General features: G+C 71.6%; 9 protein-coding genes. 4 read left to right on the top strand and 5 right to left on the bottom strand.

Annotated elements, in window-relative coordinates; all coding sequences use genetic code 11:
- Positions 1–25: 25 nt before the first annotated feature.
- Positions 26–1,033 carry a phytase gene (locus ACODT5_RS21760; protein WP_422520984.1) on the bottom strand — a complete coding sequence of 336 codons (1,008 nt, stop codon included), beginning with the start codon at positions 1,031–1,033 and terminating at the stop codon, positions 26–28.
- Between the two features lie 871 nt (positions 1,034–1,904).
- On the opposite strand from ACODT5_RS21760, the gene ACODT5_RS21755 reads away from it, so the two are divergent.
- The 4 genes from ACODT5_RS21755 to ACODT5_RS21740 all read left to right on the top strand — a co-directional run bounded on the left by ACODT5_RS21755 (position 1,905) and on the right by ACODT5_RS21740 (position 4,453).
- Positions 1,905–2,606 carry a hypothetical protein gene (locus tag ACODT5_RS21755; protein WP_422520983.1) on the top strand — a complete coding sequence of 234 codons (702 nt, stop codon included), beginning with the start codon at positions 1,905–1,907 and terminating at the stop codon, positions 2,604–2,606.
- Between the two features lie 265 nt (positions 2,607–2,871).
- A complete protein-coding gene (locus ACODT5_RS21750; protein WP_422524989.1) occupies positions 2,872–3,069 on the top strand; it encodes a helix-turn-helix transcriptional regulator in 198 nt (65 codons plus the stop codon).
- On the top strand, positions 2,993–3,298 hold the full coding sequence (locus ACODT5_RS21745; protein WP_422525272.1) for a hypothetical protein: 306 nt from the start codon (positions 2,993–2,995) through the stop codon (positions 3,296–3,298). The genes ACODT5_RS21750 and ACODT5_RS21745 overlap by 77 nt, the downstream gene beginning before the upstream one ends.
- A gap of 6 nt (positions 3,299–3,304) precedes the next feature.
- Entirely contained in the window at positions 3,305–4,453 is a 1,149-nt protein-coding gene (locus ACODT5_RS21740) for a tyrosine-type recombinase/integrase (protein WP_422520982.1), read from the top strand.
- A gap of 171 nt (positions 4,454–4,624) precedes the next feature.
- Here the strand turns inward: ACODT5_RS21740 and exaC are convergent, their stop codons facing one another.
- The 4 genes from exaC to ACODT5_RS21720 all read right to left on the bottom strand — a co-directional run bounded on the left by exaC (position 4,625) and on the right by ACODT5_RS21720 (position 12,241).
- Positions 4,625–6,148, bottom strand: coding sequence for an acetaldehyde dehydrogenase ExaC (exaC, locus tag ACODT5_RS21735; RefSeq protein WP_422520981.1), 1,524 nt, complete (start codon positions 6,146–6,148; stop codon positions 4,625–4,627).
- Between the two features lie 56 nt (positions 6,149–6,204).
- Positions 6,205–7,578, bottom strand: coding sequence for a GAF domain-containing protein (locus ACODT5_RS21730; protein ID WP_422520980.1), 1,374 nt, complete (start codon positions 7,576–7,578; stop codon positions 6,205–6,207).
- A gap of 305 nt (positions 7,579–7,883) precedes the next feature.
- A complete protein-coding gene (locus tag ACODT5_RS21725) occupies positions 7,884–9,236 on the bottom strand; it encodes an SWIM zinc finger family protein (RefSeq protein WP_422520979.1) in 1,353 nt (450 codons plus the stop codon).
- Positions 9,237–9,241: 5 nt separating this feature from the next.
- Positions 9,242–12,241 carry a DEAD/DEAH box helicase gene (locus ACODT5_RS21720; RefSeq protein WP_422520978.1) on the bottom strand — a complete coding sequence of 1,000 codons (3,000 nt, stop codon included), beginning with the start codon at positions 12,239–12,241 and terminating at the stop codon, positions 9,242–9,244.
- Positions 12,242–12,444: the final 203 nt, after the last annotated feature.

Here is a 12,444-nt window from a genome sequence, read left to right as displayed (position 1 = left end):
GGATCTCCCGGGTACTGCGACAGCTCTACCCGGATCTGACGCTGGTAGGAGTGTTCTGATTGCCGCTGGTGCCCGGGGCGCCGGTGGAGCCGTCCTGGCAGATGAAGACACCCTGCGGGAAGGCCGGGCCGAGGTTGGCGGCGCTGGCGTCGATGCCGTCGGTGTCCTCGCAGTCGTCGGCCGCGGTGCCGTTCGCGACGGAGAAGCGGCCCAGGTAGGCGTGGTTGGTGCGGTCGTAGACGGTGAAGTCGTTGCTGCCCTGGGAGGAGACGTAGATCCGGTTGCCGGCGGCGGTGATGCCCTCGGTGTCGGCGGTGATGTGGCCGGCGGAGCCGGTGGAGTCGAGCTTGGTGCGGGTGGTTCCGGCGGTGGGCTCGGCGCCGTAGATCCAGACGCCGACGTCCTCCTCGCCGAGGTAGAGCTTGCCGGTGGTGTCGTCGGCGTAGCAGCCCTCGACGGCGGAGCCCGCGTCCCACAGGCGGACGGAGGTCGCGGTAACCGAGTCGCCGCTGACGGCGAGCTCCCACTGCTCGACGCGGCCGGAGGTGGAGTTGGGGAAGGCGTACAGCTTCCCGGAGGCCGGGGAGGTGTACAGGCAGATGCCGTGGGCGGTGACCTCGGTGGGTACGTCCTTCAGGCGTTTGAGCTGCCGGGTCGCGGGGTCGATGCGGTAGATGTGCATCGCGCCGTTGCCGCCGGCGGCCTCGTCGTCGGCGGTGACGACGATGTTGCCGCGCAGGTCGACGTTGTTGCCGTAGTCGCCGCTGATCCGCTGGATCCGGGCACCGGTCATGTCGTAGACCTCCGGCGCGCCCTTCTTGTCGGTGCCCACGACGACGGACTTGGCGGGGTCCGTGGGGTGGACCCAGATCGCCGGGTCGTCGGCGGCGTCGCCGCTGTGCGAGACGGGGGCGGTCTCCACCGTCGCGGTGACGGAGAAGGAGGCCGCGTGCGCAGGCGCGGCCGGAATCGCCAGGGCGGCCAGGATGGCAGCGGGGAGCACAGCTCGACGGGCGGAGACGGTCAAGGACACCGGTTTCCCTTCCAGTTGGGGGACGGACAGAGGGAGGCTAGGCACGGGGAGCCCGGCGTGAACGGCACCTGAACCAGGGAAGGCGAAGCCCGGGCCGTGCAAGCGCGGCCCGGGCGGGTGGGTCAGTGGCGGCTCTCCTGCCAGACCGTGACGACCGACGGGCGGGCAGGCGCAACGCTTGCCGGGCCTCTTGGTGGTTACCCCCACCTGTTCGTGGTGCTCGCCGTTCTGGCGGGGGTGCCGTCTGTGTGGCCTTGATTGCAGACGCTCGGCGGGATTGGGGCCGGAATGAAGCGTTCAGCGAGTAGTTCCAGAAGCCCTGAGTGCTTGGCCGCGGTGGTTTGGCTCCCGGCGACCTCGTCGCCGGGAGCGGCGTTTTGGTCTGCTGGGGGAGGGGGTGGATCAGGGGCTTAGAAGGCACCTGCCCTATTGCGCGGCCAACAGTGTTGCAGCGCGACGCGTCTGGTGTACGTGACTTCCTCCGGTGACCAGCGCGCGACGACTTCGTGGCGCCCCTGGCCGCATCGCTGACGGCAGACGAAGGCGGGCCTGAACCGACTGGAATGACCGGCTGCCTGCATGGCAACCTTGATCATGTGCCCGGGGTTTCCGGTCGAGGGAGTGGGGGTCGCGGGGGTCGGTTTCGTTAAGTTCGGGGGCTGTCACCTTCCTCGGTTCCCCCTTCATGTCGTGCCAGAGTCCATGTGCCGAGGTGGTCTGATCCCTGAATATCACACCAAGCGTGATTTCCGAATTCACGGATTCTTCGGAGAATTAAGAGTGCTCCAACGGTGGCGAGATGACGGACCGACCGTCTGTGACGCCCTGCTGAGCCTTTTTGAATTGACCCATCTCTGTGAGGAGCCGCACCATGTCTGTCGAGGCGATCGATGAACCCATCCTGCTCTCTGTTGAGCAGAGTGAAGCGCTCATTCGGTGGGTGAGTGAGCAACCCGAGTACGGGTCTACGATGCGTGCGTTTCTGGCTGCCGTTGCTTGCGCGGCTCTGAGGCCGGCAGAGTCCGCAGGGCTCCGTGTCCGAGACGCGATCTTGCCGGAGTCGGGTCTTGGCGAATTGGCGATCCCTCGCCCGTGGCGCGAGCAGGCTGACAGGACAGAGGGCGCCGATGGACTGCGCAAGGGGGAGATGCGAAGGGTGCCAGCATCTTCGGAGCTCGTCGAGGTGCTGCGTGAGGAGGTTTCCCGGCGTGGGCTGACGGCAGACGATCTGCTGTTTGCCGGCACCTCGGGTGAACCGATGTCGAGTGCGTTGTACCGCCGGGCATGGGCGCGAGCCCGGGAAGCTGTTTTGGATCCGAACGAAGTTGGGTCCCCGCTCGGGAGGCAAGTCTCCGACCTTCGCGATGCCTGTGTGGCACGGTGGTTGGTTTCTGGTATCTCCGTATTCGCGGTCGCCGAGGTGGTCGGAACGAGTGCCTCGTATCTGGCGAAGCGCTTTCCTCACTGCTTCCCGGTGGGTGCAGTGATTCCGTGGGATCGCATCGAATTGGCTCAGGCCTTGGATCTTGCTCCCATCGCCGCGACACATTCTCCTCGCCGCAGTCGTGGGTAGTCGGTCGAACCGTGTTCTCCACCCACTCCGTTCCCACGCCGTCCGCGGTCGGCCAACGGGGCCTGTAGGTAGACGGATCATCCGGGGCCGGCCCAAGGCGGCGAGATTTTCCCGACTTGGCACTTGCGTTCGCCGGGCTGTCGCGAGCATGCAGCGCAGACATGACCCGATTCCCCGGATTCTCCCGATACCCGCCATGGCTGGGGACGCCCGATTTTACCCCTCGTTGCCTCGCACCAACACCGAGAAGAAGGCAGTCCCCGCATTGGCCCGTCCTCCCGCGCTCAAGCTCGCTGAGGTGCTCGCTGAGATCCGCATGAGCCCGTCTGCGTTCTACCGCCTGGGTGCCCGTAACCAGGCTCCTCGAATGATCAAGCTGCCGAACGGTGAACTCCGCTGCCGTCGCGCCGACCTGGATGCCTGGTGGCAGGCGTGTGAAAGGGATACGCCTGAATGGCGATGAGCTACAAGGTCCGCTTCTGGGACATCCGAGAGCGGCCGAAGCGGCGCAAGCCTTCGAGGTTCGATGGACAGTGAACGCGCGCGAGCGTTCGGAGTCTTTCATCACCAAGGGCCTGGCCGAGAGCCGGCGTGCGAAGCTCATGACGGCTGCCCGCGACGGCGAGGCGTTCGATGAGCAGACGGGGCTGCCTGCATCTGAGATGCGCGCTATCAGGCAGCGGACCACCTAGTATGACGTGGCCCACGCCTACATCGACGAGCGATGGGACCGGACGCCAGGCAATACCCGCCGCACCTTGGCCGATGCACTAGCCACCATCACGCCCGCGCTGGTGCGTCCCGGAGTGACGTATTCGGAGCCAAGGGTTCTCCGACGCGCGTTGTATTCATGGGCCTTCAACAAGAAGGCTTGGGGCGGTGAGCCGTCAGACGAGTGGCAGCATGCCTTGGACTGGATACAGAGGAATTCTCTGCCCGTCAGCGAGCTGCTGGAGCCGGACACCGTGCGCAGGGCGTTGGACGCCCTCAGTCGAAAGATCGATGGCAAGCCCTCGGCGGCGAAGACCGCAGTGCGGAAGCGGTCTGCCTTCAGCGAGGTCCTCGGAACCGCCGTTGACAAGGGGTACTTCACCGAGAATCCGCTCGCGAGGGTCAAGTGGAAGCCACCCGTTGTCAGCGAGGTGGTGGATCCGGCCTGCGTGCCCAACCCGACCCAAGTGGCTCGACAGCTTTCCTCCGTAGGCGGGCAAAGGGGGCGTGGCCCGCACCTGGAGGCGTTCTTCGGGTGCATGTATTACGCGGCGATGCGGCCGGCGGAGGTCATCCACCTTCAGTTGTCCCAGTGTTATCTGCCGAAGGTCGGCTGGGGGATGCTCAACCTGACGGGCGGCGTCGTCGCGGCGGGTAAGGGGTGGACGGATGACGGGTCGGTCTACGAGGTGCACTCCCTGAAGCGGCGAGCCCTGAAGGCCACGCGTCCTGTGCCGATACCGCCCTCGTTCGTGAGCATGCTGAGGGAGCACATCGAGCGTTTTGGTGTGACGTCAGACGGCCGTCTATTCCGTAACGCCGCGGACAACTACGTCGATGCGGCTGCCTACGGCATCACGTGGGCGCGAGCACGTACGGAGGCCCTCGCGGGCCATGAGCAGTCGTCACTGCTCGCCAAGAGGCCCTACGACCTCCGCCACGCAGGCATCTCGTTCTGGCTGCACTCCGGCGTGGACCCGGCCGAATGTGCTCGCCGGGCCGGGCAGAGCATCCAGGTCCTGTTCCAGTTCTACGCCAAGTTCCTGGACGGCCTGCAGGAGCATTCCAACCGGCTCATCGAGGAGTCGATCCAGGAGTGGAGCCGTCGGAGCGTAGACGCCGGAACCACGGACTGACCCCGGATCTGGCCCGTGTATGGCCCGGAACAGCTGGTCAGAGGTGGGAAACGGGCGGGAGGAACTGGGAGGAGCAGCACATTTCAAGCGCTGCCGTGAATGGAGCGCTTGAGTGATCAAAGAAGGCGCCTGCCGGGCAAAGGCCCAGGTCAGGCGCCTTCTTTTGTGGGCCTAGAAGAAGCCCAGCTTCTTCGGCGAGTAGGACACCAGCAGATTCTTCGTCTGCTGGTAGTGCTCCAGCATCATCTTGTGGGTCTCGCGGCCGATGCCCGACTGCTTGTAGCCGCCGAAAGCCGCGTGGGCGGGGTAGGCGTGGTAGCAGTTCGTCCAGACGCGGCCCGCCTGGATCGCGCGGCCCGCGCGGTAGGCTGTGTTGATGTCGCGGGTCCAGACGCCGGCGCCCAGGCCGTACGCCGTGTCGTTCGCGATGCGCACGGCGTCGTCGAAGTCCTGGAACGAGGTCACCGACACCACCGGGCCGAAGATCTCCTCCTGGAAGATCCGCATGCGGTTGTCGCCCTCGAAGATGGTCGGCTGGACGTAGAAGCCGCCCGCCAGTTCACCGCCGTGGTCGATGCGCCCGCCGCCGGTCAGGATCTTCGCGCCCTCCTGCTGCCCGATCTCCACGTACGACAGGACCTTCTTCAGCTGCTCCGCCGAAGCCTGCGCGCCGATCATGGTGTCCGTGTCCAACGGGTGCCCCGGCACGATCAGTTCGGTGCGGGCCACGGCCGCGTCGAGGAAGTCGCCGTAGCGGCCGCGCTCGATCAGGGCGCGGGACGGGCTGGTGCACACCTCGCCCTGGTTGAGGGCGAACATGGTGAAGCCTTCGAGGGCCTTGTCCCGCAGGTCGTCGTCGGCGGTCCAGATGTCGTCGAAGAAGAGGTTGGGGCTCTTGCCGCCCAACTCCAGCGTGACCGGCTTGAGGTGCTCCGCCGCGTACTGCATGATCAGCCGCCCGGTGGAGGTCTCGCCGGTGAAGGCCACCTTCGCCACGCGCGGGCTGGACGCGAGCGGCTTGCCCGCCTCCTCGCCGAAGCCGTTGACGATGTTCACCACGCCCGGCGGCAGCAGGTCGCCGATCAGGCTCATCAGGTAGTGCACCGACACGGGTGTCTGCTCGGCCGGCTTCAGCACCACCGTGTTGCCCGCGGCCAGGGCCGGGGCCAGCTTCCACACGGCCATCAGGATGGGGAAGTTCCACGGGATGATCTGGGCGACCACGCCCAGCGGCTCGTGGAAGTGATAGGCGACCGTGTCCTCGTCGATCTGGCTGAGGGCCCCCTCCTGGGCGCGCAACGCGCCCGCGAAGTAGCGGAACTGGTCGACGGCGAGCGGCATGTCGGCGGCCAGGGTCTCGCGGATCGGCTTGCCGTTCTCCCAGGTCTCGGCGACCGCGAGCGCCTCCAGGTTCTGCTCCATCCGGTCCGCGATGCGCAGCAGGATCGTGGAACGCTCGGTGATCGAGGTGCGTCCCCACGCGGGCGCCGCGGCGTGCGCCGCGTCCAGTGCGCGCTCGACGTCCTCGGCGCTGCCGCGCGCGACCTCGGTGAAGGTCTCGCCGGTCACGGGGGAGGGGTTGGCGAAGTACCGTCCGAGGGCGGGCTCGACGTGTTCGCCCCCGATGAAGTGGCCGTAGCGGGACGCGTACGACATGAGCGCGCCTTCGGTACCGGGCGCAGCGTAACGGGCCATGGATGGTCCTCCCCTTGCCGGGCACCGGCCGCCGTCGGCCGGTGCTCGCCGTGAGGCTAGGGGCGGGCAGGTTGCCGGTACGTTGCACGGCCGCGCGGTGAACGGGCCGCGGGCGGTGGCGTGGTGGGCCTCCCTGTTGTGGCGGTGTCCGCCGATGTGACAGTGCTCGGCGATGTGGCGGTGCCGAGTTCCGCGTCGAGGGCCCGTACGCGGGCCAGCGCGGCCGTCCGGCCGGCAGCCGGGAGTACGGCCGCCAGGGCCCGCCAGACCTCGGGGTCCTCCGCGCCCCACGGACTGCACACCCAGTCGGTCAGCAGCCCCGGGTCGGCCCGCGCGATCACGGCGGCCCGCGCCTGCTCCTCGATGCGGCGCCGGAGCCGGACGATCCCGGGCGCCGTGGAGGCGGGCAGCAGCGGGCCCGGGTAGCGGGCCAGCGCCGCCGAGACGGCGCCCGAGGCCAGGTGGCGGGTGACGGCGGTGAAATCGGACTCCAGCGGCGCGGCCGTGCGGTAGGGGCGGGAGAGCGGGGCCCGGGACCCCAACAGGCCGCGCAGTCGCGACATTTCGGCGCGCAGGGTCACCGGCGACACCGACTCGTCCTCGTACAGGGCGATCGCCAGTTCCTCCCCCGACAGGCCCTCCGGGTGGTGCGCGAGCAGCGCCATGATCTCGCTGTGCCGCCGCCCGAGCCGGACCTCACGGCCACCGCCCGTCAGCAGCGCCTCGTCCCGGCCGAGCGCGGTGAGGCAGTCCCCGGGGGCCTGTGGCGCCGGATCCAGCAACGCGAGCCGGGCCTCCGCCGCGTACGCCACCGCCCGCACGAAGGCCAGGGAGTGCGGATGGGCCAGCCAGTCGCCCCCGGTCACGTCGACGGCGCCGAGCAGCCTTCCGGTGCGCGGATCACGGACCGGAGCCGCCGCGCAGGTCCATGGGTGCACCCGACGGCTGAAGTGCTCGGCGCCGAAGACCTGGACCGGCTCCCCGACCGCCACCGCCGTGCCGGGGGCGTTGGTGCCCATCGCCGTCTCCGCCCAGTGGGCACCCGGCACGAAGCCGAGGCCCTCCGCGCGCCGCATCGTGGCGGGTTCGCCCTCCACCCAGAGCAGGCTGCCCCGCGCGTCGCACACCGCCAGCAGATGGGCCCCGTCCGAGGCGAAGGCCCCCACGAGGTCCCGGAACAGCGGGAGCACCCGGGCCAGCGGGTGCTGCTCCCGGTACGACAGCAGTTCCGCCCCGGCCAGCTCCACCCGGGGCGCGCACTCCGGGCTGACCCGGGCCCGGGCGCAGCGGCGCCAGGACCTCGCGATGACCGCCCGCACCGGGGCCTCGACCCGCCCGTCCTGGGTGAACGCGGCGTGGGCCCGCCGTAGTTCCCGCGTCCGCTCGGCGGGGTCGGCCCCGCCCGGCAGAGCCACCGAAGGATCGTCCATGTCGCCCTCTCGCGGTGCCTTGGTACCCGGAGCGCCCCATCGTCGTACCGACCCGCCGCCCCGGCAAGCGGTACGTCGGCCAGTGCGGGACGTACGCAGGCCGGTCCCCGTCGGTGCGGCGGCGGCAGGCTCTAGGGCCTGTCGTCAAACTCCCGTCGTCGCCCGAAGGGCGGCCTTGCGGCGTCTGGTGCGTGCTCTCGGCGTGCCGGGCGGAGGCCTGCGTACTGGACGTACTTGGCTTTCGCCCGGTGCGGCGAGAGCGCGTGCCAGGCGTCGCGAGGCAGACGGGAGTTTGGCGGCAGGCCCTAGGGCGCGCCCTCCAGGTCCTCCGCGAGCTCCGAGTCCTCCGCGTCCTCTGAGTCCTCCGGTTCCAGCGCGGCCAGCGCCGCCGCCGGGTCCGCGGACGAGGGGCCCGCCGGGAGCCAGTGGTCCCCCGTGCGGCGGTACGGCCACCAGCGGCCCTCGCGTCCCAGGCGGAGCTGGCGGTCACCGCCCGGCTCCGTCCAGCGGGCGCGGATCCGGCGCAGCACCGGGGCGGGGGCGTCGGAGCCGGTGTCGGCGTCCGCCCCGCCGGGCCGGGCCGACGCCAGCGCGACCCGGGCCCGGGCGAGCGACGCCCGGTCCGGAGCCCAGTCCTCCTCCAGTACCGCGACGGCCTGCGCCCCGCCGAAGCCCCACGCGAGTACGGCCCGGTCCATGGCGGCCCGGTCCCTGTCGGCAGCCGCCGACAGGCGGGAGCGGACCCGAAGGTCATGGGCCTGCGCCGTGAGCCGTACGGCGTCCTGCACGAGGGTGGGCCCGGGCTGCGGGGCGCGCTCCGCATGGGCCGGAGCGAGCGCTTCCGCGAGCAGCCCGTACGCCTGCACCGCGGCCGCCTGCGCCAGGAACTCCACCCCGTCCACGTCCAGACCCGGCGGCTCCGTCCCCGTCTCCGTGTCCAGCGTCGGAGGCTGGCCCGGCGCGTCCGGCAGCCGCGCGGGCGGGGGCAGCGGAGGCAGGGCCGCAGCCGCCGCGTAGACCTCGGAGGCGGCGACCCCGGCGTCACGGGGGCCTTCCGGAGCCTCCGCTTCCGCCGTGCTGCGCTCCTCCAGCTCGGCCACCAGACCGGCCTCCGCGCGCCCGCGCAGCAGCAACAGCACGAAGGGGTCCTGGTCCAGCAGCCGCGCCACCTGGTAGCAGAGCGCCGCCGTGTGCGGGCAGTGGTCCCATTCGTCGCAGTCGCAGCGCGGGTCGAGGTCGCCGATCCCGGGCAACAGCTCCACCCCGGCCGCCGCCGCGTCCTCCACGAGCTCCGGCGGGACCTCCCGGTCGAGCAGCGCCGCGATGTGGCCGGACTCCGCGGCGGCCAGCCCGAGCAGCCGGTCCCACTCCGCTTCCGTGAACTCCTGCACCAGCACGTCGGTCCGGTGGGCGGTCCCGTCCGGGTCGCGCACCACGGCCGTCAGCCCGCCCGGCCGTACGGACACGGCCCCGACCGCGCCGGAACGCGCGTACCGCCGACCCTGCTTGACCTGCTGCCCGTCCAGCGCGCTGTCCTCCAGGGCGCGCAGCCAGGCATGCCCCCACCAGGTGCTTGCGAAGCCGCGGCCGGGGGCGGGCGGGAGCGGCGGGAAGGTCTTCTCGTACGGGTCCTTCGCGTACGGGTCCTTGGTGTTCATCCGTGTCACTCCCCGGAGGCGGTCGGGCGGAGCGCGACGAGTTCGGCCAGCTCCGCGTCGCTCAGTTCGGTCAGTGCGGACTCGCCGCCCGCGAGCACGGCGTCGGCCAAAGCCCGTTTGCGCTGCAGGAGTTCGGCGATCCGGTCTTCGACGGTGCCTTCGGCGATGATGCGGTGGACCTGGACGGGCTGGGTCTGGCCGATCCGGTAGGCACGGTCGGTGGCCTGTTCCTCGACGGCCGGGTTCCACCAGCGGTCGTAGTGGATGACGTGGCCGGCGCGGGTGAGGTTGAGGCCGGTGCCGGCTGCCTTGAGGGAGAGCAGGAACACGGGCACCTCGCCCGCCTGGAACCGGTCCACGAGCTCCTCGCGGCGCGGAACCGGCGTGCCTCCGTGCAGCAGTTGGGACGCGACGCCGCGTGCGAGGAGATGGCGTTCGATGATGCGGGCCATCGCCACGTACTGGGTGAAGACCAGCACCGAGCCGCCCTCGGCCAGGATCGTGTCGAGCAGCTCGTCGAGGAGTTCCAGCTTGCCGGAGGCCGCCCCGGTGGTCGCCTCCTTCGAACCGGGCTGCTCCTTCGTGTACTGCGCGGGGTGGTTGCAGATCTGCTTGAGCGAGGTCAGCAGTTTCACGACGAGCCCGCGGCGCTCCATCCCGTCCGCCCCGGCGATCGCGGCGAGGGTCTCGCGCACGACTGCCTCGTACAGCCCGGCCTGTTCGCGGGTCAGGGACACGGCGTGGTCGGTCTCGGTCTTGGGCGGCAGCTCGGGGGCGATTCCGGGGTCGGACTTCTTGCGGCGGAGCAGGAACGGCCTGACGAGCGCCCCCAGCCGGGCCGCCGCCCGCGGGTCGCGGCCGCTTTCGACCGGATCGGCGTAGCGCGTGCGGAAGGTGCCGAGACGGCCGAGCAGGCCGGGCGTGGTCCAGTCGAGGACGGCCCACAGCTCGGAGAGGTTGTTCTCGACCGGAGTGCCGGTGAGGGCCACGCGGGCGGCCGAAGGAATGGTGCGCAGGGCCTTGGCGGTCGAGGAACGCGGGTTCTTGACGTGCTGGGCCTCGTCCGCGACGACCATGCCCCAGCGCACGGCGGCGAGTCGGGGTGCGTCCAGGCGCATCGTGCCGTAGGTGGTGAGGACGAATCCGCCGGGCGGCCCTTCGAGGTCGCGGCCCGAGCCGTGGAAGCGGCGCACCTGCGTGCCGGGGGCGAACTTCTCGATCTCCCGCTGCCAGTTGCCCAGCAGCGAGGCCGGGCAGACCACCAGGGTCGGGCCCTCGTGCCCGTGCTCCTGGCGGTGCAGGTGGAGCGCGATCAGCGTGACGGTCTTGCCCAGACCCATGTCGTCGGCGAGGCAGGCTCCGAACCCGAGCCCGGTCAGGCGGGCGAGCCAGCGCAGGCCGCGGAGCTGGTAGTCGCGCAGGGTGGCGCGGAGGGCGGCCGGGGCCTGTACGTCGGCGGGCGCGGCGGAGTGCTGCGGGGCGGTGTGCGCCGTGGCGGCGTGCCCGGGATCTGCGGGCACGGGATCTGCCGGTTCCGGCTCCGGGGCGGCACGCTCGGGATCGGCGGTGAGGAGCGTGCGGAGCCGTTCCAGCGCACCGGTGGCCTCTACGTCGTACCGCGTGCCGTCGAGCTCCGCCGAGCCGGTCAGTACGGCGGCCAGCGCATCGGCGGCCGTCACCTCGCGCTCCTGGCGGGCGAGGGCCCGGGCCCGGCGGGCCGCGGCCGGATCGATCAGGACCCACTGGTCGCGCAGCCGGACCAGGGGCCGCTTCGCCTCGGCGAGCCGGTCCAGTTCGTCGGCGGTCAGGTCGCCCTGGCCGCCCAGGGCATGGCGCCAGCCGACGGGGTGTGCGGAGGCGGCGGAGAGCGGACCGGCCAGGACGGACGGCCCGGAGCCGGTGGCGGGCCGGCCCACGACGGCCCGCGCCGTGAGCGTACGGGCGAGCCCGCGCGGCCAGTGCACCTGCACCCCGTCGGCCGCCAGGGCGTCGGCGGCCTCCCCGAGCAGCTCCGCGACCTCCTCGTCGGCGAGGTTCACCGCGTCGGGGACGGCCGCGCCGAGCAGCGGCTCGAGCGGCGGCCACAGGCGGGCGGCACGGCGCAGGGCGCGCAGCGCGTCCAGGCGGGCGCGCGGCGGGAAGGCGGCAGCGGCGGGCCCGGAGCCGGCCCAGACGTCGGCGGCGTCCGCGACGAGGGCGGCGTCCGCGAGGCCGTGCATCTGCAGGACGGCGCGGAAGGCCGGTGGTTCGGCGTCCGGGTCCACTTCGATGCGGAGCGAGACCCGCACCCCGGCGTCGTGCCCGGCCGCGACCTCCGCGGCCCAGTCGCGCAGCTCGGGGTGGAGCCGGGCCGGGCGGGCGGCGAAGGCGGAGCCGCCGGCGGCGGCGGGTGCGGCGGGGGAGCGGGGCAGGGTGTCGGCGACGGCGTCGAGGAAGGCGCGCAGCAGCGGCTCCGGGGCGGGCAGCCGAGGCGGGGCACCGGGGCCGGGTTCCCCGCCGGTGTCGCGGTCCCGGGCGGTGTCACGGTCCCGGCCGGTGTCGCGGTCCCCGCCGGGGCCGTCGGGGGCGACGGGCACGCAGTGGGCGTCGGGCGGCATGGCCGCCGCCAGCTCCCGTACCTCCTCCAGGTCGGCGGCGTCCAGCGGCCCGAGCCGCCAGGCGTCGTACCCGGCGGGGCTCAGTCCGGGCAGCAGCAGCCCGCGGGCGGCGAAGCGCAGGGCCAGCAGGGCGGCGGCGCCCCAGAAGGGCGCGGCGCCGGCCGATGAGGCGGCCCGGACCCGGGTGAGCATGGGCAGGGCGTCGGAGAGGGGCAGGACGAGGGCCGTCACCGTGGTGCGCCGCAGGTCGGGCGTGACGATGGTGAGCCGCTCGGTGGTGCCCCGGCCGTCCAGGCGGAGGCCCTCGGCCGGGTCCGCCCGCCAGAAGGCGATCCGGCCTTCGCGGGCCGGTTCGGCGGGGAGGAAGACGGCGGAGCAGGGGATGAGGCCGGAGATCGTCGGGAGCACGCATTCCTCAAACTTGACTACCGGATACAGGGTGGCCGAGAGTAACCCACCCTCGAGTGTGCCCGCCCGGGGCGACACCCGTGACCCGGATCACTTCCCGGGTCTCTCGCGCGGACGAAAAGGTGCGGACGCGGACGCGCGAGCGGAAATGCCGGGGCGGGAACGCGGGGGCGCGAACGCGCGTTGTGTGGGGTAGTGGCCGA

It is taken from the genome of Streptomyces tatrensis, assembly GCF_049310065.1.
Lineage (GTDB): Bacteria > Actinomycetota > Actinomycetes > Streptomycetales > Streptomycetaceae > Streptomyces.
Note: the sequence above shows the minus strand (reverse complement) of the source record. Positions and strands in the feature narration are given on the sequence as shown.